Consider the following 22,969-nt stretch of genomic DNA (forward strand, 5'->3'; position numbering starts at 1 on the left):
TTAAAATTAAAATACAGGGTGTACTGAATATGGTCGTAGAACCACTAACCGAAGAACTATATTTCAACGGTATTGATGCTGCTTCTGGTAGCTATTTATTGCCACCATTAACACCAGAACAGTTGGCAAAAATTGCTCAGGGTGAAAGTTTTGACCCTGAAGAACTCATTGAACTTCAGCAAAAAGACCAGAAAGTAAAAGGTCTAGACCCGCATTTTGCGCCGATGGAAGGGATAGACCCGAAAAACTTGGCGGAAACAGGTTGGGGTGTGATTTTTGCTTTTAATGCTGACCCAGCGATTAAAGAAGCTCTGAAAGAATTATTAGAGCATCGCCAAAGACAAGCAACAGCAAAAAACGAGCATTATTATAAAGAATACATAGGCCCGAAAGGTTATCGTCCTGGGGAATCGAAGAATCAATTTTTATCGCGTCATGGTGTTGGGCCAGGCCCAGCCGACCCAGATAAAATGCCATACTACCTGTTGATTGTGGGTGATCCAGAAACGATTCCCTATCGTTTTCAATATCAATTAGATGTACAGTATGCGGTGGGTCGGATTTACTTCGATACCCCAGAGGAATATGCTCAGTATGCGCGGAGTGTGGTGCAAGCCGAAACCACTAATTTAGCACTACCCCGCCGCGCCAGCTTTTTTGGGGTACGTAACGCCGCAGATCAAGCCACTCAACTCAGCGCCGAGAACTTGATTCGGCCTTTAGCTGACTGGATGCTGAATGAGCAGAAAGACAACGAGTGGACAGTTAACAGTATTCTGGCGGAAGAAGCAACTAAAGCCCGCTTAGGCAAATTATTGGGTGGGGAAGAAACACCAGCATTGTTGTTTACTGCTAGTCATGGTATGGGTTTTCCCAATGGTCATGAAAAGCAACTCCGCCACCAAGGAGCGTTATTGTGTCAAGACTGGCCAGGCCCGTTGACATGGCGCGAAGCAATTCCCGAAGATTTTTACTTTTCGGCTGATGATATTGGTAGTGATGCCAAGTTGTTAGGGTTAATTGCTTTTCACTTTGCTTGTTACGGTGCGGGAACTCCGAAATTAGATGAATTTGCTCATCAAAAAAACTCGAATGAAAGATTAGCGATCGCACCTAAATCTTTCATTGCACCTTTACCCCGACGGTTACTAAGTCACCCCAATGGCGGGGCTTTGGCGGTGATTGGTCACGTCGAACGGGCTTGGGGTTGTTCTTTTGTGTGGGAAAAAACTGGTAAGCAATTGGCAGTTTTTCAAAGTACCTTAAAACGCTTACTAGAAGGACATCCAGTCGGATCAGCCGTAGAATATTTCAACGAACGCTATGCAGAATTATCTTCTGATTTAAGTACAGAATTAGAAGAAATTAAATATGGGGCGATGGCTAATCCCATCACGTTGTCAGGAATGTGGACAGCGAATAATGATGCTCGCAGTTACGCAATTATTGGCGACCCCGCAGTTAGGCTAGTTGTTGGTAACAATTCCACAGGCGATCGCCCTGTGATTGAATCGATCAAGTTACCCACAGCACCCGCCACACCGCAGACATCATCTGATACACCTGCAATTCAACAAGCCCAAGCAAACTTATCCCAAGCCTTGGAGCAGTTTATTAAAGCCGTTGATCAAACGGCAGGCGATCGCTCTCAAAAACTTCAAGTCACAGTTTCTACTGTGGTGAGTTTACTGGAAACTCTCAAGAAATTAGGTTAATTCGGTAATGAAAACTTAGGGGCTAAAGGCTAGAGGCTAGGGACTAGTGAAACATCCCGTGTCTCTAGCTTTTCCTGATTAACGCCGTGTGCAACTTTCTCTCAAACCTAACCCTACTCCCTACTCCCCACTCCCTACTCCCCACTTCCCACTCCCTACTCCCCAACCCATGAATACCTTCGAGATTATCATCCAACGCAAATCAGGAGATAGCTGGCCGATTGTGGTCGAATATAGTCGGCCGGGAACACTTTTACCATTGCGTGCAGAAGGTAATCTCCAGCTAAAGGAAACAGATTTACAACAACAAATTAGTTTACTAGGACAACCACAAAAATACGGCATACTTTTGGGTAAAGCCTTATTCCAAGATGAAATCCGTGATGCTTTTACCGCCGCAATTCGGGAGAGTGAAGATTGTTTGCGGGTTTTGCTGTTCATCGAGGCTGTTGATAAAGAACTCAGAACTCTGCGTTGGGAAAGGTTGTGCGCCCCTTTAGATGAAGGTTGGCAAATGTTAGCACTTGATCAGCGAGTGCCTTTTTCTTTGTATATTCCCGCCACCACAGACCGACGTTTCCCCCCAATTGGACGGCGAGATTTACGCGCTTTAATCTTAGTTGCTAGTCCCTCGGATTCCCAGAAGTATCAATTAGATTTGTTTGATGTGGAAGGTACTGTTAAAAGTGTGCGTTCTGCTTTGGGTGATATTCCCAGTGATGTGTTAGCAACTGTTGATGGGGCAATGGGTTTGCCAACTTTAGATGAACTCTGCACTCATTTAACAGATAGAACAAAGCAGTATACATTATTACATTTTGTCAGCCACGGTAAATTACTCGACAATGGCGAGACAGTGCTTTATTGGTCAAAGGCTGATAATACAGTTGAGCCAGTCACAGCAACACGTTTGTTAGATAGACTGCGGTTATTACGTGGCGCAAAGGGATTACCCCATTTTACCTTTCTCTGCACTTGTGAAAGCGCCCATCCAGATGCAGAGGCAGGATTAGGTGGTTTGGGACAGCGTTTGGTGCGAGATTTGGGAATGCCGGCGGTTGTCGCTATGACAGAAAAAGTTTCGGTTAAAACCGCCCAAGCTTTAGCAGAACATTTTTATAAGCAACTGCATGAGTCTGGGGAAGTTGATAAGGCGCTACAAGAGGCGGCGGCTTCCTTGGCTGAAAGGTATGATGTGACAGTGCCGGCTTTGTTTAGTCGGTTGGGTGGTAGACCGTTATTTAGTGACCAACTCGATAGAGATTTGACAGCCGCAGAAATCGAGTTTGGTCTGAAACAATTAGAAAAATTATTGTTAGAGCGATCGCCTACACTATACCCCAAACTCCACAACCCATCCCAAAAATTAACCGATACTTTCGGCACAGATATCACCACTTTAAGTCCCCAAACGAAACAAGAACGAGAACAATCGTTAGTCGAAGTCAATAACTTGGCGCTGGAAGTCTTGGACTTGAGTTTTAATGCGGTGGCGTTGAATAAGCAATTACCAGCCTACGATAGCCGTTGTCCGTTTTTGGGTTTGTATCCTTTCCGCCAACAAAACCGCGAGTTCTTTTTTGGGCGAGAACAATTAATTACCCAACTACAACAAAAACTAAGTGAACATAACTTTTTGGCGGTGTTGGGTGCATCGGGGAGTGGTAAATCATCCGTTGTCTTGGCGGGGTTAATTCCCACTTTGCAAGAAAAACAGCCTGATTTAGTCTTGGCTTATCTCACCCCCAACAATAACCCCAGCGAACAACTACAAGCTAGTTTATCGGCGGTGCAGAATCAACCATCAATTATTGTAGTTGACCAATTTGAAGAACTATTCACCCTGTGTAGTGACGAAACTCAGCGCCAAGAGTTTATTCAAAAATTATTGAGTTTGACTCAGCAACAGCCTGTAATTGTCACCATGCGGGCAGATTTTTGGGGTGAATGTGCAACTTATCGTCCACTCAAAGAGTTGATGGAGTCTCACCAAAAATTAATCGGGCCGATGGACTCGGCGGAATTGCGAAAAGCAATGGAATTACAAGCCGCACAAGTAGGGTTACGTTTTGAAGCTGGGTTGAGCAATAACATTTTAGATGATGTGCAAGGCGAACCAGGGGCAATGCCCTTATTGCAACACGCCTTGTTAGAGTTATGGAAACGGCGACATGGACGGTGGCTGCGCGTTGAGGAATATGAAGCCATTGGGGGTGTACAGAAAGCGATCGCCCAAACTGCCGATGAAGTTTACAATAGTTTGTCAGCCGACGAACAAGAACAAGTTAAAAATATCTTTATTCGGTTAACTCGCTTAGACGAAAACGCCGTCCAAGGTGAAAGGCGCAGAGATACACGCCGCCGCGTTGGGTTAGAAGAATTAATTCCCGCCGGAGACAAGCAAATATTAACCAAAAATCTCCTCAAGCGGTTAGCTGGTGAAGGTGCGCGACTGATAGTAGTTAGTGTTAATTCAGCCACATTTCAAGAAGAAGTCGAAGTCGCCCACGAAGCCTTAATTCGCCATTGGCCAAGGTTAATTACTTGGTTAGATGAAAATCGTGTGAGTTTGCAACTGCGCGAAACAATTCGCCAAGCAGCCTTTGAGTGGGAAAAACAACAAAAAGACGAAAATTATCTCATTCATCGCGGCGGTAGATTAAAAGAATCCCAAGAACTTTTAAAACAATCAGGCTTTTTAAATCAACTCGAATCAGAATATATCTCTACTTGTGCAGCATTTCACTTACGCCAAGAACAAGAAAAAATTAATCGTCGCCGTCGTGATATTACCACCATCCTTTTCATGAGTGGCGGGACAATAATTACTTTAATTATTACAAGTTTGTTATTCAAATCATTAGACCTATGGCGCAAAGGAGAATTTAATGAAATCAATGCCAGTAGTTTAAATTCTTTGGCGCTGTTTAATTCTCATCAAGAGTTACAATCAGTCATCTTAGCAATTAAGGCAGGCAAAAAACGACAGACACAAAACAACATTAAACTGTTCTTTTCCGAACCGTTATCACTGATTCATCCGCCTGAACCATTCAGAGAAATCCTAGAAAAAATCAATGTCGGCAAGACCAAGCAAAAACTCGATCAATCACAACCCAGAGTCATAGAAGCTTTGCAAAAAGCTGTATATCAAATTAAAGAACGCAATCGCCTAATTAAACATGAGGCTACTGTTCAAACAATTGCCTTCAGCCCGCATGGCCAAATTATCGCCTCCGGTAGTGCCGATAAAACTATTAGGCTTTGGGATTTACATGGTAAAGAATTAACAGTTCTCAAAGAACATCAAACTAGTATTACAAGTCTTGCCTTTAGCCCCGATGGTAAAACTCTTGCTTCTGCTAGTGAAGATGGTGAGGTAAAAATCTGGAATTTGGCAGATTTTGATGAGAAAAATAAAAATTTAATTTCAAATAAAACTTTAAAAGAAAATCTTGTTACAAAAATCAGTTTTACCCTTGATAGCCAAAAGTTAATTATTGCTGGTTTATATGATGTCAAAATCAAGGATTTAAAGCAACTGGATGAAGAAGGAGAATGGCTGATAGAGGAAGAAAGAAATAACGTTATTACAAGTGTGTCCTTACGCGCAGATGGTAAGATATTAGCAATTGCCAAGGCAAATAATGAAAATTTTAGTTTCGATGGTAGTCCTCTGAAAGAGAGTACTATAGAATTTTGGAATTTAGAAGATAAACCCAAAAAATATACCCAATTTATTACAGCCCAGAAAAATACAATTTCCAGTATAGTTTTTAGTCCTGACAATAAAACTTTAGCTGCTGCAAGTATTGATCGTGTAGTGAAAATTTGGGATTTAAAGCAGTTAAATAGTCAGCCAATAAAAACCTTAAAGCCGCCTAGTGATACTCAGGATAAAAGTGAAGATATTAATATAGCTCTAGACTTATTAGCCTTCAGCCCAGATGGTCAAACTCTGGCTTATGGTGATAATAAAATTGTTCAAATATGGGATTTAAATACTCAAAAATTACAAACTAGTTTAAAGGGTCATCAAGCTGATATCTCTAGTGTTGCTTTTAGCCCTAATGGCGGAACCCTAGCCTCAGCAGGTGGAGACAATACTATTATTCTCTGGAATTTAGATGGCAAACTTTTAAATACTCTTACAGGACATGAAGCCGCCGTTAATCGTCTGACGCTCAGTTCTAATGGTCAATTTTTAGCTTCTGCCAGTGATGATAATACAGTCAAACTCTGGGATTTGAATGGCAAACTTTTACATACATTAACAGGACACAAATATGCAGTCACCAATATTGCATTCAGCCCCGATAATCAAACTTTAGCTTCTACCAGTAATGATAATAAAATCATTATCTGGAATTTAGATGGCACATTATTACATAAACTGACAAACAATAACTATTCACTAACCAATATTGCCTATAGTCCTGGTGGTTATATCTTAGCTTCTGCTGGTAGTGATAATACTATTAATCTTTGGGATGTAAACGGTAATTTATTGCATACCCTCAAAGGTCATAAATATGCAATTACCAGTATTGTTTTTAGTCACAAAAATAAAATTATCGCTACAGCCAGCAAAGACAAAACCATTAAACTCTGGAATTTTCAAGGCGAGTTACTACAAACGCTAAACGGTCATCAAGCAGCCATTACAAACATTGCTTTTAGCCACAATGATAAAATTTTGGCTTCTGGTAGCGAAGATGGCACACTGAAGCTTTGGAATTTACAGGGTAAACTATCATCATCAACTTTTAAAGATAAAAATCATTCAGCGCCTATTACAAGTGTAGTTTTTAGTCGTGATGATCATCAGATTATCTTTGGCAGTGCAGATGGTACTATTAGACTTTGGGTGAAGAATAAAAGTTTGCGTACATTAACAGCCCATCAAGCAGCCGTGACTAGCATTGTTTTTGATGCCAAAACTAACACTTTTGCATCTACAAGCGAAGATAATACAATTAAATATTGGAATTTAAATGGGACACTGCTACAAACCTTCCGAGGACATCAAGCCGCAGTCACTAGTGCTATTTTTCATCCTTATAAAAGAATACTGATTAGTGCTAGTAGAGATAAAACTATTAAAGTTTGGAAGCTGAACAAAATTGGGCAAACTCTCAAGCACTCAGACACAGTTACAAGTGTTGTTTTTAGTCAGGATGGCAAAACTTTAGTTTCTGGTGGTTATGATCAATTCATTAAAGTTTGGAAATTAAATAATACGGAAGAAAAGCCACAAGAATTCCTTTTTGACAATGATATTGCCAAAATAATCTTGTCTCCTGATGGGAAAAACTTAATTGCGGCTACTAAGGGAAAATATATAATTTCAGGGAAGTTACAGGGTGAAAAACCACAAGAAATAGAATTAAAGCCAAGTGATAATAATACAGTTACAGTGACTAGCATTACTCTCAGCCCTGACGGTAAAATAATTGCCTCTGGTAGTAGCGATAAAACTATCAAACTTTGGTATTTAAATGGTAAGCCGTTGAAAACATTTTCAAATAAAAGTGAAGTTACACAACTAGCCTTTAGTCCTGATGGTAATCTCTTAGCTTCAGGTAGTCAGGATAAAACCATCAAACTTTGGGATTTAAATGGTAATCTTAAGCACACCCTTAAAGGACATACAAATGAAGTTACACAAGTTGTATTTAGTCCCAAGGAAAATATTCTAGCTTCTGGTAGTAAAGATAAAACTATCAAACTTTGGGATTTAAATGGTAATCTGTTGAAAACATTGTCAGATAAAAGTGAAATTACACAACTAGCCTTTAGCCCTGATGGTAAAATCCTCGCCTCTATTAGTAAGGATAAAAATATCAAACTCTGGGATTTAAATGGTAATCTCTTGCATATCTTAAAAGGACATGAATCTCAGGTAACAAGTGTAGTCTTCAGTCCTGATGGTAAAAATTTGGCTTCTAGTAGTAAGGATAAAACTATCAAACTTTGGGATTTAGATGGTCGTCTGTTAAACACATATTTTGGACATGAGTCTGTCGTCACAACTGTAGCCTTTAGTCCCGATGGCAAAACTTTGGCTTCTGGTAGTTGGGATAATACTGTGCGATTGTGGAATGTGGAAGAAACTGATTTAAATAGGTTGCTTGCCAGTGCTTGTGAATGGGTAAAAGATTACTTGGCTAATAGCGATGATGTAGAAGGTAGGGACAAAAAAGTTTGTGATGACGTTTCCCTATCTCAATAACTCTTGGAAAGCAACTGGGAATTTAAGGCTTTGCTAATGCGATCGCCTGCAAATTCTAAATGAGCTATTGTGTAAATATCTAATGTTTCGCCAAATTCTTTCAGCTTGCTATCAATGGCTGTTTGCAGTTGTCGCAATTCATACCAAGCTAGTGTGCGGCTATCTTCTAATTCATCATGAGTCTTCAACAGCATCTCTAACAAGATGTTCAGGTGTTCTTGTTGTAGGGAACGGCGAATGCTAGATATTGATTTTGGTGGTTCTGGGGTGAAAATTTCTGTCCAAATACCTGTTTGCAGGGTATCAAATAATTCTGGTAAAGACAGTGCTTGTCCAGGTTGAGCTTTTAATTCTACATCCCGCAGACGATTGATGCGATCGCTATCTAACAGCGATCTTAATATGGCACTCTGAAAACTGAGAATGCGATCGTGAATTGGATAATCAAGACGAGTATGATGTATGGGACTACCCCAATGTTGCCAGCGCGACGGTGCAAGTTGATTTAACAATTGCGGTGAGAAACTAAAAGCATCTTCCGCAAACACATATTCTTGCAGCTTGGCTAATGCTTGACGTTGTTGGGTTAGGGAAACGGGTACAAAAGCCCAAGAAATCTCATCACCAGCATGAAGCCGCCGAAATGACTGCCCACCAATATATTGAGAAAGTAAGCTGGCATTGCGGAAATAATATCTCAGCACTCTATTAAACAACACCCGCAAGCTACTATAACTTTCTCCCTTGGGTAAATAACCCTCATCCAGACGTTGCCACATCACACGGGCGTTGTCCATTTGCCATTGAGAATACACCAACACATCACTGCTTATATCCCAAACATTCGCTAACGGGTTAATGTCGCGGATATCTTCGTCAGTGGCGTAAGACAATTCTGGTTGCGGTGATGCTAAGGCAATTGCTTCTAAAAAGCTTTTTTCAGTTTCCGGCGTAACTATTTCACCCTCGACATCAGGTAGTTTTTTGTAACCATAAGCAATTGCCCATTCATCATAAGGGCCGACTACACTCGGAAAATACTCACCTTGCGGCACTCCTTGAGGGGCAATATTCACAGGCAAATAGTCCATCACCGAACCTGTTAAACCTTTGCTTTGGGTGATTTCTGGGTTATTTAATTCTTGCGGCGCTAACATTGTGCTGCCATGAAAATTGTGCCGCAAACCCAGAGTATGTCCCACCTCATGGGCAATAACAGAACGCAAGTATTGATGAACATACTCCTTCATCATTTCACTATTGGGCTTGGTATTTTGCAGCAGCGATAATGCTAACGCCCCCATAGCAACTTGTTCAGTGGACTCTGTGCCGTAACAAGTCTCTGTGTCTTGGGAGTGGGGAGTGGGGAGTGGGGAGTGGGGGAAGACAAGGTAGAAAGACCTCTCCCTTATCTTCCTTGTCTCCCTTGTCTCCCTTGTCCCCCTTGTCTCCCCTGCACCCCTGCCCCCTGCCCCCTGCCCCCGGTTGGTGAGCGTAGCCGAACCACTGCCTTCTCCCTGACACATTGATGAAGCCTCGATCAGTGCATGATATTCTTGTTGAACTGAGCGCACCATGTTGGCATCAACAATAATATCTGCGTCTAAGATTTCGCCTGTGAGGGGGTTTACGCGCATTGGCCCCCTAGCAAAGCCAGCATCTAAAGAGTTGAACCAGCGAATAGTGTTGTAACGCACGTCTGCGGGATGCCATTCAGCATCATCTGGCATTTGTCGCACTTCAACAGCATTTTGAAATCCTGCTTTTTCAAAGGCTTTATTCCACATTAAAACGCCTTCTCGAATGGCATCTCGGTATATTGGTGGAACAGCATTTTCAATCCAAAATACAATCGGTTTTTTCGGTGGAGATAAAGGTGCGTTAGGGTCGGATGGTTCTAAATGCCAACGATTAATGTAACGGACAAATGGTTCTTGCAGATGATCTGGCGAAAAATCTTGGAAGGCAGTAATAAAATAACCTACTCGGTCATCAGCAATTCTGGGAATATAGCCGTTATTTTCTGGTAGTTGGGAAAAACTATAATGTACTTTTAAACTCAAGGCGCGACTGTCTGGCAATGTTGTTAAATTTGCCCCTTCTGGTGAGGAAAAACCATAAATAGAATCAATTTCAACATTATCCAAAAAACTCTGCACATCACCAAAATAAGATTTAGTTTTATCAAAGTGATATTCAGCTTGTAAATAGTATTTTAATAAAGGTGCTAAACCGGAAAAATCCTGCATTAACAGTTCTTCTAGGTCAATAACTAGACTGTTTGTGCTTGGTTCAATACTATCAATTGCCACAGAATAAAGTACTGAATCACTGAAGGAACGAGTTAGCGATCGCTGTTCAGCTTCACCTGATTTTATCCGAAATTTGACATTCTGAACTACGAAATGCAAATTATCCTTGACACGCCGCCAATAAAACAAAAAATCAGCTAAAGGTAATCCACTATAAATCCCACTTTCCCCAATCCCAGATTCTAAAGTAATTGTAGCGAGATAACTTTTATTTAGCTGTTCTGGCTTAATTGCTAAATAAACTTTGCCAGATTCTGTGTCTTGATAAGTTGTGAATAGTCCCGCTTGTTTAATTATCCCTTTCTCTATAGGCTGAGATGGCTGTGTTTCTGCTGGTTTCTTTTCGCCAAAATCACTAGTATCTACTAAATTTTCTACTCCTGGAATTGAATTTATTTCTTGAGGATTTGGTTCTGAAAGTTGATTGGCAATTGCCCAACTATTATTGCAGAAAAAGTTATATAGAAATATTATGCAGATTGCTAATTTGGCGATCCAGTGTTTCATTCTTTAGCTTTTGTTTGTGCAGTAGTGATTGTGTCGAGGCAAAACTGTATTTTTCAAGACTTATTCAATACTTAAGACTGACTAGCTGTGTCAATTCACTGTAGTCAGACACAGAATTATTTAACGTCAAAGATTAGAAGTCTGGCGATTTAAAGTTGCGTCTTGCAAAGAATTTTTCTGGCTCCATTGAAATTAATTGTATCTTAAGGTAGATGTTGTATACGGCTATAGATATATGTTTTTTTGAACTATATATTGTAAAGCTGTTGCAATAATGTATGTCTTGCTACACTTTTTTCCATAACAAAATCCCCGCCTTTGATTCAAAAGGCGGGGAGTTAAAGCTGTGAATTATTTATAGTGAATTTAGTAGATTTTATTGAATAAAATTAACCATAGATGTAGATATTAGCTTGATAAAAGTTGGTTATTAACTAATACCAAATTGAAGAATGATTGCGCCAAATGGATTGTCCAAAAGCTTACCAGTAAACCTTTTTTCAATCTAGAACCCAATATGGTATAGTCCCCTGGCTGATTCAACCAGGAGTAGTTCAGGCAATTAAATATACATTTACAATCGCTGGAGTAAATTTAAACCATGAGTATCAGTACCACAGGTATTAAATAAGCCATATTCAATAGCTAACTGTTGCACTTGTTCTGATTCTTTGTGACTTGGTTTCCAAGGGTTGGGGTTATTATAAGCGTAGAAACTTTCTACACCATCAATTCCTTGTTCCGCCGCCGCCGCAATTAAATCAAAATGCGATCGCCGATAACGTGCGGGGTGTGCTAAAACCGCTAATCCACCAGCTTCATGAATCGCTGCAATCACGTTAATTGCTTCATATTCTCTACCAGTGACAGCGTGTCTTTGCAAGTAAGGTTTAATACTAGAGTGATTTGGTTCAAAAGCGTAAGCCAAAATGTGAACCTCATTATCTAAGAGGTTGGCATTAATTTCTGTACCACTCCACAAATCAGGAATATTACTATCAGGATTGTTCCACTTCCAGTCTTCTAACCAAGCTTTTGCAGCTAAATAGCCACCAATATTGTGATGATCAGTAATCGCTAATCCTTTTAAGCCAATTGCGATCGCTTGTTCCATCAATGCACTTGGCTCTAACTTCCCGTCAGAATAGACAGTGTGCATATGAAAATTAAAGAATCTCGGACAACTTTGGGCATCTATCTTCTGGAATACTTGTTTTAAAAGTTCGCAAGAAGTCGATGTCCGCGTACAATTCATCACCATAAATATCCTCTGCACAAATATACGCAGTTATTCACAAACTCAAACACCACACTTAATAGATAAGAAATCACCAGCACGGATAATCAGTACTAGCAAGTATTCAGTTAGCTTACTCAGCTTAATTTTGCAATATGTTAAGACTACGTTAGCAAATCTAAATGATAATGAGCATGAGTATTTTCGATTGCTTTAATAAGTGTCAGTTAAAAATATTTCTCAAAAATTCAGGTAAATACTGACACTGGTTTTTAAAATGAATACCAGATGAGGGAAGGGAAGGGGGGCGAGGGTGCAGGGGAGAAGAGGGGGACAAGGGAGACAAGGAAGACAAGGGGGCAATATTTCTATTTCTACCTTGTCTACCCCCTCTACCTTGTCTACCCCCTCTACCTTGTCTCCCCCACTCCCCACTCCCCACTCCCCACTCCCAACTAAACCAATCCCTCCAGAGTACCTGTGCCGGAAATTACTTCGCCAATTGCGAAGGCGGAAAGATTTTGTGATGTAAAAAAGGTAATTGTTTGCTCTACTTGCTGGGGTGGAACTAAGAGTACAAATCCAATCCCCATATTGAAAGTATTAAACATGGCTTCGTTGCTGACTGCACCGACTTCAGCTAACCATTGAAATGGGGCGGGAATTTGCCAACTGTTGGGGTTAATTTTAATTGCTTGATTTTTACCTAAACATCTGGGTAAGTTTTCTGGTAAACCACCGCCTGTAATATGCGCCATTCCATGAATTTCTAAACCAGCTTGACGGGCGGCGAGGACTGGTTTGACATAAATGCGAGTTGGTTTGAGAAAAGTTTCACCGATGGTTTCGCCACCTAATAATTCTGGGGTGTCGCTCCAAGCAAAACCACCATCACTAATAATTTTACGGACTAAACTGACACCATTACTATGTATACCAGCACTAGCAAGTGCGATCGCTACATCCCCCACTTGCACTTGGGAACCATCCAACATCTGACTTTTTTCGACAATTCCCACACAAAACCCAGCCAAGTCATATTCTCCGACTTGGTAAAAACCGGGCATTTCTGCTGTTTCTCCGCCTAATAAAGCACAACCAGCCAATTTACAGCCAGTAGCTATACCTGCTACTACCTGTGTCAACTGTTCTTTATCTAATTTACCTGTTGCTACATAATCTAAAAAAAACAGGGGTTCTGCACCAGATGTCAGCACGTCATTGACGCACATAGCCACTAAATCAATTCCCACGGTGTCATGACAGTTGAGAGTTTGGGCAATTTTTAGCTTTGTACCAACACCATCAGTTCCCGAAACCAACACGGGTTCCTTGTAACCTGTGGGGAGTTGAAAGCATCCGCCAAAACCACCTAGTCCACCGAGTACTTCTGGCCGAAAAGTACTTTGAACTAAATTGCGAATTTGATCAACAAAGGCTCTACCAGCCTCAACATCAACCCCTGCATCCCGATAATCCATAAAAGTTAGTTAATCGTCAATGGTCATTAGTCATTAGTCATTAGTCAATGGTCATTAGTCAATGTACTATCAACTATTGACCCTCCGAATTTTAGATTTTGGATTTTGGATTCTTTAGGGTACAAGCCCCACCCCGCAGAACTTTGGATTTTGGATTTTAAATTTTGGATTTAATCTAAAAGACGCTCCTGCGTCGCTAACGCTGCGCTATCGCAAATCTAAAATCCAAAATTGTTTATCCCTTGTGGTCGGGGTCAATCCAAAATCGCAAATCTAAAATCCAAAATTGGTTGACTATGGACTATTGATATTACCGCATTAGAAGACCTCATCTTCTATACCGCGCCACCATTCACCCAAATTCATTAAATCTTGGTGAATATCGGCTAACTCATTCGCGTAGGTATCTTCAGAAATTGTGTCGCGGCGTTCTTGTAATTTTTTCAGGCGTAGTTGTACCAGCATCCAAGGTTTAGTGATGCTATCCGTGGCTTCGAGATATTGTGCTAGTTCTGTGCTATCCATAATATTTTGCTTTTTTTTATGTTTTTTTTTGGCAAAAAGAATTAAGAAGTTGATTACCGACGCGGCTTTCAAATTCCGACTCTCTATCTTTCAAGATAATTCAGAGGCGCGATCGCTTCTACCGTGTTCGCAGAATATTTAACTGAAGCAAAAACAGCCACGAATATAAGTCGTGACTGTTGCTGATATTTTCGATATCAATTGAATATCTGTACTTTAGATATCTAGCAGAAGTTTACAATCACCTTCTGCCAGATAGATATTATGCTTTAGCCAAATTTTCCGCAACGAAGTCCCAGTTAACCAATTGGTCTAAGAAATTCTTAATGAATGCGGGACGCGCATTGCGGAAGTCGATGTAATAAGCATGTTCCCAAACGTCAAGGGTGAGTAATGCTTTTTTGCCGTGGGCTAAGGGGTTCTCGGCGTTAGGTGTTTTAATGACCTTGAGAGTACCACCATCATCAATTAACCAAGCCCAACCGCTACCAAATTGAGTAGCAGCAGCATTGGAGAACTCTTCTTTGAATTTGTCGAAGCTACCAAAGTCTTTGTCAATTCTGGCTGCAACTTCACCAGTGGGTGCGCCGCCACCTGATGGTTTTAAGCTGTTCCAAAAGAAGGTGTGGTTCCAAACTTGCGCCGCGTTGTTGAAGATACCTGCTTTAGAGGAATCTTGAAAGGAGATTTGGATTACTTCTTCTAAGGATTTATCAGCTAGTTCGGTACCTTCAGTGAGCTTGTTGAGGTTATCGACATAAGCTTTGTGATGCTTGCCATAGTGATACTCGAAAGTTTCAGCTTTCATACCATAAGGCTCTAAAGCATTAAAGTCAAAGGGTAAGGGGGGCTGTGTAAATGCCATTTTATGAAATCCTCTCTTTACAGTTTCCCGGCCTAAAGCTATTACTGGAAGCTTAGAAAATTACAGGTTTTGTGTTTATGAGTTTTGATGTCCTTGAACTCAAGAATCATAAAACTTAACATCGTCATTCTACTACCAAAGTGATAATGAAAACAAAAGACTTTTGCTATAAGTCAAATGCCGATGCTATCAGAGCTTTAAATAAAAACAACTAATATTTAAATGCTGAGGTATTTTAAACATAGAAAGATATTCCCCCCAAAACTAGGGGGGAACGAAAAGAGGTAATGCTTTGGCAATTAACTTTGGTTTTTACAGTCAGAGTTTATAATATTGTGGCAGCAATTTGCCCACCCATATATTTAGTTAATTCTTAACCTAAGATACTTCTACCTTAAGGTGTAGTTATGAGAAACTGGGCAACTCAGCCTTAAGTGAGATGAATTAATTTTTAAAGTTCTTAAAATATAATCTACAACGCTAAAGTCAAACTATATATAGTTAATTACAATCAGATATACAAGTGGTGGGTAGGTCATGAGTTACTCACCACTCGGCTGCAAGAAAAACTAAATACTCATCTCTATAATTACCATTGAGATAATTTTTGATGGTAGTAGTTAATGATTTGGGCTGCAACTTCAGAGATGTTCATCCCATCGGTTTGAAGTTCGACTGCATCCGCCGCCTTTTGTAAGGGGGAAACTTTGCGAGTGCTATCTTTCCAGTCGCGTTCTGCTATGTCCCGTTCTAGTTGTTCTAAACTGACTTCGGGTTGACCTTGTTTTTTAAAGTCTTGCTGGCGACGACGAGCGCGTTCACTCACTGAGGCGGTTAAAAAGATTTTCACTTCTGCATCGGGGAAGACATGGCTACCAATGTCTCGTCCTTCGGCGACTAAACCACCTTTTTTACCCCAGTTTTGCTGTTGGTTAACTAAAGCTTGACGTACAGCAGTTTGGGCTGCGATCGCAGATACTTTAGATGTGACCTCAACAGTACGAATTTGCTGTGTCACATCAACATTATCAATCCAAACCCGCACGGGGGATTTTAAATCTTGACTGGGAGTGAGTTCAATTTTACAAGTATGAGCTAATTCGGCGATCGCGCATTCATCATCCAAGGCAATTCCTTTTTGAATCACTAACCAAGTCATCGCTCGATACATCGCCCCCGTATCTAAGTATACTAACCCTAGCTCCGCAGCGACTTGGCGTGCTACAGTAGATTTCCCGGCTCCGGCTGGCCCATCAATAGCGATGATGGGTTGGCGATCGCGCAAAATGGTATTATCAATCAAACGTGTAGAACCAAGACGAGCTGCGATCGCCAGCATTCCTTCCTCCTCAATTGTTTCTAATGACATCAACGTAGTCGGTTCAACCAATTCAATATATTCCAATAAAACAGTATTTACCCTAGCCACTTCTTGTTTTACCACTGCTATTAGCTGGCTGCTATGACGCACACCAGATTTAAAAGCAGCCTCAGCTTTTTTTAAGCCTCGATATAAAACCGCCGCTTGCTCTTTTTCAGCTGCACTCAAATACTGATTGCGCGAACTAAAAGCTAAACCAGAAGCTTCTCGGACTGTCGGACAAGCAACAATTTCTACAGGCAAATTTAAATCAGCCACTAGTCGTTTAATAATCGCTAGTTGCTGACCATCTTTTTGACCAAAGTAGGCGCGGTCAGGCTGTACCAAATTCAAAAGCTTTGTCACAATCGTTGCTACACCCTGAAAGTGACCCAGCCGAGAACGGCCACACAAACCTAATATCATAGCAGATGGGGGAATGACTTGGGTAATTAAAGAATCTTGTATATTTTTCGCTCTTACTCCCATCACGTCCGGAGTAGGTGCAAAAATTGCATCAACTCCCGCATTTTCACATAGTTTTTGGTCTTGCTCTAATGTGCGCGGATAGCGTGCATAATCTTCGTTAGGGCCAAATTGCAAGGGATTGACAAAAATACTGACAATCACCGTTGAGTTTTCTTGTCTGGCGCGTTTAATTAAGTTTAAATGGCCTTGATGTAAGCCGCCCATTGTCGGTACCAAACCGACTGCTGTCCGATCCCAACTGCTCATTTCATCTGCCACCAGATCCTCTGAAACTGTTAGTTGGCTGTCTGAGCGAAGTTTATTTAAATAGCAGCGTAAAGCTGCGACTGTTGTCAACAGGCGCACAAAATTCCCCTAGTTCTTCTAACCCTCCCCCGTTAGTTTATATCTGAAATTGGGGAAAAGATGTGAGAACTAGGGGAATATCAAAAATAGGTAAATTTGCAGGATGCAGGATGAGATTTTAAATTGAGCCTTTGTCATTAATTTGCGCCAAGCGCGTTGAGGGAAAACACTACGCCGAACAGCCAATAAATTTTGGATTTGATATTTGAGATTTTGGATTGGGAACTGAGAAATCCAAAATTATGTCAAACTGTCCTGGCATCCTGACAAATTACCTCAGACTTATCGTCCCAGTACTTCGATATGCACTGGTGCTACACCACTACCAATCATGCCGATAGTACGAGCAGCAGCAGTAGATAAGTCAATGACTCGACCCCGGATGTATGGGCCGCGATCGTTAATCCGTACTACAACAGAACGACCATTACGGGTATTGGTGACACGAACTTTTGTCCCAAAGGGTAAGGTGCGGTGTGCAGCAGTCATGGCTTCAGGATTAAATCTTTGCCCACTGGCTGTCATGCTGCCTGAGCCATCATAGCCATAAAAGGAAGCTATGCCTCTAAAGGTAAGTCTGACGTTACCAACGGCAATTTGTTGTGGTAACGGCGGGATAGACAATGGTGAACGCGATGGTAAATTAGCGATTTTATCGATGGGAGATGCGTTACCAATCAGTCTGCGTAGGCGGTTAGTTGCTTGTAATGCGTCTTGTGCAAGATTTTTGGTGGTGTCTGCTAGGCGGGTATTTTCGTTGATTTCCACCAATTCTTGGTCTTTGATTTTGATTGTATAGCGATCGCTAGACTGTTGCTGTGCAGTAGAGCTTTTATCTTGGGCGAGATTAGCAGTCTTGCTATCTTTCCAACTGACTGTGATTTCCTTGGCATCAACGTTGTCTTGAATCAGTTGGTTGATTTTGGCTGCGATCGCACTAGCTCTTTGAACTGGGTCATTTTCTAGTGCGCCGACTTGGTTCCCGGAACTTACTACATTGCCAGTACTTGCCACTTGAGTTGAGTTTCCAGCAATAAGGGCGTACGACTGCACGCCCCGTCCTTCTCCTACAACACCTTGTTTCGTTTCACTACTCGCAACTGGCTTGGAACCCACGAAAGTGAGTACTGGTATGTTCCGGATGTACAGGGTTGCCGCCTGAAGACCCCTAATGCTGTGAGTATGAATGCTTGTAATCACAGCATCCGAGTTTTGTTGCTCTGTAGGGGATTGGTACTCACCTACCTTAACCACATCACCTGCTGGTGATTTTCGGGAAACTGGTTGAATTTCCTTGGTGGTTTGAGTTGTAGTTTGAGTGCGACCCATTGAGGGTATCCCGGTAAGAGTCACAAACAAGGCGACAATAGTCCACAAATGTCTTTGGTTCATGCGTCCAATTTTCAAGCGACTGTAGAACAGTAGTTTTTTTGATTAACGGAATTTATTGCCATAAACAGCAAAAGTTTTCCTTAAAATCGAACTCGTTCCGCTTTCACTTTGTTTTTCATAACTGCAACAGACTAACACGAACTTTTGGACTTGGGGATCAGGGTTTTAGCGTAATCAAACTTCAATTTCTCAAATTTAAATGCTCATCAAAACAGTGAAACCTTGTTCAAATGCGGATTTTGGGTGTGTAGCGTTTTTTTCGGCTACGAACATTTTTCTTATTAAAACTTTACAATCCTCTCAGATTCGATTTTGGCGAAATTTGTGCGATTTACCTGTTAGTTTCCTCCAAAAATTTGTATGTTATAGAACATATATTTTTTTTAAATATAAACTATAAGCTTTAAATATATTGAAGTGAAAAAACCAGTGTCAATACTGATTTAGACTAGATTCATACAATCTTTAGAATTGCTTACAAACTTCTTAAATCAAGGTTTTTGGGCAGAATGTATCCTTCGATTGACAAAAAACATGAATGTTTTAAAAAAACTCATGTAGTGAATAATTACAAGGAAATATACTGTTTTTACGAGAAACAAAAGTAATATAGAAAACCCGTATTTTTAGCAGTCAGGAGCAAAAAAATTCGGTGCTTTTACAACTAATATTTTTTACAATTAAAAGAAAAATAAGAATGAGAAAATTAAAAAAAGCGGATGGACGTATATTAACGAGTTTTACAATGTAGCAAAAGTTACCTCAAAATTAAACTAATTGATCATTTATGATTTTCTTATATAAACTATTAGCTTCATGGCAAAACAAGCAAATTCAGGAGATTTAGAAATAAATTCATCATCATTGTTGTCCGTTCTCCAAGACTTGCATTCTAAGTACAAGTCTTTGCAAGAAGGTGCAGTCGCCAACTATATTCCAGAATTAGCCAAAGTAAACCCGGATTTATTTAGCATTTGCATCGTGACTGTAGATGGCCAAGTGTATGAAGTTGGAGATTATCAACAACTATTTACTATCCAGTCCATGTCGAAAGTTTTTGCGTATGGACTAGCACTAGAAGATCATGGGCGAGATTATGTGTTGACAAGAGTGGGAGTAGAACCGACTGGAGAAGCATTCAACTCAATTATTTTAGATGAGCGATCGAAGCGACCATATAACCCAATGGTAAATGCCGGTGCGATCGCCACCACCAGCTTAATTAAAGGAGATGGTGCAACCGAACGCCTCAACCGCGTCTTAAAAATGTTTCGCCGCTACACTGGTCATGATGTATTCGTCGATATGTCTGTATTTACTTCCGAACGCAGCACCGGACATCGCAACCGCGCAATGGCTCACCTGATGCTGAACTTTGGTATGATTGACCAAAATCTTGAAGAAGCGTTAGACCTTTATTTCAAGCAATGTGCTGTGATAGTGAATTGTCACGACTTAGCCGTGATGGCCGCGACATTGGCAAACAAAGGAATAAACCCCATCACAGGCGAACGAGCTGTAGATCATCAATATATAAAGGATATTCTCAGCGTCATGTACACCTGTGGAATGTACAACTTTGCTGGCGAATGGGCGTATACAGTCGGTATTCCCGCTAAAAGTGGCGTTTGTGGCGGAATTTTTGCAGTTGTCCCCAATCAAATGGGTATTGGAGTATTTTCGCCACCCTTAGATGCGCGAGGTAACAGCGTGCGGGGAGTTGAAGTTTGTAAAGAACTTTCCCAGCAGTTATGTCTACACATGTTTGCTTGCGGGGGTGGAAGCTCAAAAATCGAGAGTGGAGAATGAGTAGATTTTTTTGTCAGTTATTTAGAACTGCTATGTTTAATTTCACTCAACAGTCGCAGCGAACTTAGTTATTTTGTCAGCGCCCACTTGATTGCAGCATCTATAATTAATCTTGCCCTATTTTAGTTCGTTACCATGTCGGAAGAAGATATCCGTGCCGCAAGGCTGGAAAAAGTAGACCAGATTAAGCAGTTAGGGGCTAATCCCTACGCCTATCGTTGGGAATCCACCCATAACGCTGCCCAATTGCAGGAAAAATTTGCTGATTTAGCTAGTGGTGAAGAAGTTGACTTAGAAGTTGCGATCGCAGGACGCATTATGGCGCGGCGTGTTTTCGGTAAACTAGCATTCTTCACCTTGCAAGACGAAACCGGCACCATACAGCTTTATCTGGAGAAAAATCGTATCCAAGAAAGCATGGCAGAAATTGATGCTGAAGCTTTCAACCACCTGAAGCAACTCACAGATGCAGGCGATATTCTAGGAGTTAAAGGCACAATTAAACGGACTGAAAAGGGCGAATTATCAGTCTACGTCAAACAATACACCATCCTCACCAAATCCCTTCTGCCCCTACCCGACAAGTGGCATGGATTAACAGATGTTGCTAAACGCTACCGTCAGCGATACGTTGACTTGATTGTTAACCCCGAAGTCCGCCAAACTTTTCGCCGTCGCGCCCAAATCACCGCCGGTATTCGCCGCTATTTGGAACAGCGAGATTTCCTCGAAATTGAAACGCCTGTTTTGCAAAGTGAAGCTGGTGGTGCAGATGCACGTCCTTTCATCACCTATCACAACACCCTAGAAATGGAACTGTATCTGCGAATTGCCACAGAACTCCATCTCAAGCGGTTGATTGTCGGTGGTTTTGAAAAAGTATTTGAAATGGGAAGGATTTTCCGCAATGAAGGAATTTCCACCAGACACAACCCCGAATTTACCTCAATTGAAATTTACCAAGCCTACGCCGACTACAACGATATGATGGCGCTGACGGAAGGCATTATTACCAGCGTCGCCCAAGAAGTTCTCGGCACATTGCAAATTACCTACCAAGGTGAAACTGTAGATTTAACACCACCTTGGCGGAGGGTGACAATGCACGACTTAGTGAAAGAAGTCACAGGCTTAGACTTTAATTCTTTCCAAAGTTTGTCAGACGCAAAAGCCGCAGCCAAAAATGCGGGGATTCCTGGTACAGATGAAGCCGAATCAATTGGCAAGTTACTCAATTTAGCTTTTGAAGAAAAGGTAGAAACAAATTTAATTCAACCTACCTTCGTCATTGACTATCCTGTAGAAATTTCGCCACTCGCAAAACCCCATCGTTCTCAACCGGGTTTGGTAGAACGATTTGAGTTATTTATTGTGGGACGCGAAACTGCTAACAGCTTCTCAGAGTTAACAGATCCCATCGACCAAAGGGAACGTTTAGAAGCCCAAGCCGCCCGTAAAGCTGCTGGTGACTTAGAAGCCCAAAGTGTAGATGAAGACTTCCTCACCGCCCTGGAATATGGAATGCCTCCTACAGGCGGTTTAGGTATTGGCATTGATCGGTTAGTCATGTTATTAACTGACTCCGCAAGCATTCGGGATGTCATCGCTTTCCCTTTACTCAAACCAGAAGGTAGCTTTATTAAGGAATTTAGCTATGATTCAAAAACTCAAACGCTGACTCTTGAATTTGATAGTGGAAGTGTTTATCAGTATTTTAAAGTACCTCCTAATATCAAGGACGACTTAGATAATGCACCATCTAAAGGTCAATATTTTAATAAGTTTATTAAGGGGAAATTTAAGTATGAACAACTAAGTTGAGATATGTGATTAATGAAAGTCCGCCTACGCGGACTTTGTTTTTATAGCCGCGAATTCCATTCGTCGGGGCTTGGTGCAAGATATGTGATGATTTTGGGTTCCGTTCCTCCACCCAACCTACGCTATTAAAAGTTGATACCGAGATTAAACTTGCACCACAATTCTCATTTCCTCCAGTTGTTGCTGTAACCAACTAGCAAACAAATCTCGGAGAATTTTGCAGCGTAATTTTTCATCTAAATGAGGCTGAATAATTTCTTCAACCCAAATTAGATGCACTCCTTTATGTGTGAGAATGGGCTTAAGAATCTGTGGCGGATGGGCAGTAAAAACATAATTAGCAATTTCTGGTATCACATCACTACGATATCTGATTCCACAATATCCACCTAGACGACGTAATTCTGGTTCCTGGATGTATTGTTGAGCAATATTTTGGAAAGATATGTTATTTTCTTGCAGTTCATAGAATAGCTGCCAAGCTAACTCTTCGTCATCTAAAACAACTTCATAGGTGATAGATTGAGTGTAATCAAGCTGATGTGCCGCAAAGAAAGATTTGACTTGTTCAGCAAAGAGATATTCAGCTAACTTGGCAGACAGTAAAGAAGTTTGAACTAATTCTTTGAATTCATTGAGAGACAGATAATGTTTTTCTAGCCATGTTTCAGTATCTTTGGCTGTGATCAGTTTTTTTGCTAAACGCAATTTATCTGCTGTTTGCTGAAGCTCTCCTGCTTTAATTTCTATATCTGCTTTAGTAGCAGCATCAGTAATAATCTTGCGAGTTGCGATCGCAGCAATTATATCTGGCAGTTCGCAGGAAAGCTTGAGTTGATACAATATATCTTCCGAAGCAATAATGAAAACATCATTCAT

The 22,969-nt window shown here is 41.0% G+C and carries 12 protein-coding genes; 4 read left to right on the forward strand and 8 right to left on the reverse strand.

Translation table 11 applies throughout. From position 1 onward, the window contains the following. The first annotated feature begins 29 nt into the window (after positions 1-29). Positions 30-1,715 carry a C25 family cysteine peptidase gene (locus H6G77_RS05930; protein ID WP_190871073.1) on the forward strand — a complete coding sequence of 562 codons (1,686 nt, stop codon included), beginning with the start codon at positions 30-32 and terminating at the stop codon, positions 1,713-1,715. A gap of 169 nt (positions 1,716-1,884) precedes the next feature. Continuing rightward, entirely contained in the window at positions 1,885-7,947 is a 6,063-nt protein-coding gene (locus tag H6G77_RS05935) for an eIF2A-related protein (protein WP_190871074.1), read from the forward strand. Here H6G77_RS05935 and H6G77_RS05940 read toward each other — a convergent pair. The 7 genes from H6G77_RS05940 to H6G77_RS05970 all read right to left on the reverse strand — a co-directional run bounded on the left by H6G77_RS05940 (position 7,941) and on the right by H6G77_RS05970 (position 18,460). After that, positions 7,941-10,766: a zinc-dependent metalloprotease gene (locus tag H6G77_RS05940; protein WP_190871075.1), complete on the reverse strand. Its 2,826-nt coding sequence runs from the start codon at positions 10,764-10,766 to the stop codon at positions 7,941-7,943. The genes H6G77_RS05935 and H6G77_RS05940 overlap by 7 nt on opposite strands. A gap of 574 nt (positions 10,767-11,340) precedes the next feature. Further along, complete coding sequence (locus tag H6G77_RS05945; RefSeq protein WP_190589990.1) at positions 11,341-12,027, reverse strand: PHP domain-containing protein; 687 nt, start codon at positions 12,025-12,027, stop codon at positions 11,341-11,343. 431 nt (positions 12,028-12,458) lie between these two features. Continuing rightward, positions 12,459-13,484, reverse strand: a complete 1,026-nt coding sequence (purM, locus tag H6G77_RS05950; RefSeq protein WP_190589991.1) for a phosphoribosylformylglycinamidine cyclo-ligase — start codon at positions 13,482-13,484, stop codon at positions 12,459-12,461. 318 nt (positions 13,485-13,802) lie between these two features. Beyond that, complete coding sequence (locus H6G77_RS05955) at positions 13,803-14,009, reverse strand: hypothetical protein (protein WP_190589992.1); 207 nt, start codon at positions 14,007-14,009, stop codon at positions 13,803-13,805. A gap of 262 nt (positions 14,010-14,271) precedes the next feature. After that, positions 14,272-14,874 carry a superoxide dismutase gene (locus tag H6G77_RS05960; RefSeq protein WP_190670314.1) on the reverse strand — a complete coding sequence of 201 codons (603 nt, stop codon included), beginning with the start codon at positions 14,872-14,874 and terminating at the stop codon, positions 14,272-14,274. Positions 14,875-15,463: 589 nt separating this feature from the next. Then, a complete protein-coding gene (locus tag H6G77_RS05965) occupies positions 15,464-17,068 on the reverse strand; it encodes a bifunctional pantoate--beta-alanine ligase/(d)CMP kinase (RefSeq protein ID WP_190589994.1) in 1,605 nt (534 codons plus the stop codon). 282 nt (positions 17,069-17,350) lie between these two features. Beyond that, positions 17,351-18,460: a septal ring lytic transglycosylase RlpA family protein gene (locus H6G77_RS05970; protein ID WP_190871076.1), complete on the reverse strand. Its 1,110-nt coding sequence runs from the start codon at positions 18,458-18,460 to the stop codon at positions 17,351-17,353. Between the two features lie 816 nt (positions 18,461-19,276). On the opposite strand from H6G77_RS05970, the gene glsA reads away from it, so the two are divergent. Further along, the gene (glsA, locus tag H6G77_RS05975) at positions 19,277-20,269 is read left to right on the forward strand and encodes a glutaminase A (RefSeq protein WP_190589996.1); all 993 of its coding nucleotides are present in this window, start codon (positions 19,277-19,279) and stop codon (positions 20,267-20,269) included. 135 nt (positions 20,270-20,404) lie between these two features. After that, positions 20,405-22,090 (forward strand): lysine--tRNA ligase, encoded by a 1,686-nt coding sequence (lysS, locus tag H6G77_RS05980; protein ID WP_190670321.1) that lies wholly within the window; start codon positions 20,405-20,407, stop codon positions 22,088-22,090. 144 nt (positions 22,091-22,234) lie between these two features. On the opposite strand, the gene H6G77_RS05985 is transcribed toward lysS, so the two are convergent. Continuing rightward, positions 22,235-22,969 carry a peptidylprolyl isomerase gene (locus H6G77_RS05985; protein ID WP_190871077.1) on the reverse strand — a complete coding sequence of 245 codons (735 nt, stop codon included), beginning with the start codon at positions 22,967-22,969 and terminating at the stop codon, positions 22,235-22,237.

Source organism: Aulosira sp. FACHB-615, assembly GCF_014698045.1.
Taxonomy (GTDB): Bacteria; Cyanobacteriota; Cyanobacteriia; order Cyanobacteriales; family Nostocaceae; genus Nostoc_B.

Excerpts from the sequence above, each read along its gene's own strand:
- purM (WP_190589991.1), bottom strand. The coding sequence starts at position 13,484 with ATGGATTATCGGGATGCAGGGGTTGATGTTGAGGCTGGTAGAGCCTTT.
- glsA (WP_190589996.1), top strand. The coding sequence starts at position 19,277 with ATGGCAAAACAAGCAAATTCAGGAGATTTAGAAATAAATTCATCATCA.
- H6G77_RS05970 (WP_190871076.1), bottom strand. The coding sequence starts at position 18,460 with ATGAACCAAAGACATTTGTGGACTATTGTCGCCTTGTTTGTGACTCTT.
- H6G77_RS05985 (WP_190871077.1), bottom strand. The coding sequence starts at position 22,969 with ATGAATGATGTTTTCATTATTGCTTCGGAAGATATATTGTATCAACTC.
- lysS (WP_190670321.1), top strand. The coding sequence starts at position 20,405 with ATGTCGGAAGAAGATATCCGTGCCGCAAGGCTGGAAAAAGTAGACCAG.
- H6G77_RS05960 (WP_190670314.1), bottom strand. The coding sequence starts at position 14,874 with ATGGCATTTACACAGCCCCCCTTACCCTTTGACTTTAATGCTTTAGAG.
- H6G77_RS05930 (WP_190871073.1), top strand. The coding sequence starts at position 30 with ATGGTCGTAGAACCACTAACCGAAGAACTATATTTCAACGGTATTGAT.
- H6G77_RS05955 (WP_190589992.1), bottom strand. The coding sequence starts at position 14,009 with ATGGATAGCACAGAACTAGCACAATATCTCGAAGCCACGGATAGCATC.
- H6G77_RS05935 (WP_190871074.1), top strand. The coding sequence starts at position 1,885 with ATGAATACCTTCGAGATTATCATCCAACGCAAATCAGGAGATAGCTGG.
- H6G77_RS05945 (WP_190589990.1), bottom strand. The coding sequence starts at position 12,027 with ATGGTGATGAATTGTACGCGGACATCGACTTCTTGCGAACTTTTAAAA.
- H6G77_RS05940 (WP_190871075.1), bottom strand. The coding sequence starts at position 10,766 with ATGAAACACTGGATCGCCAAATTAGCAATCTGCATAATATTTCTATAT.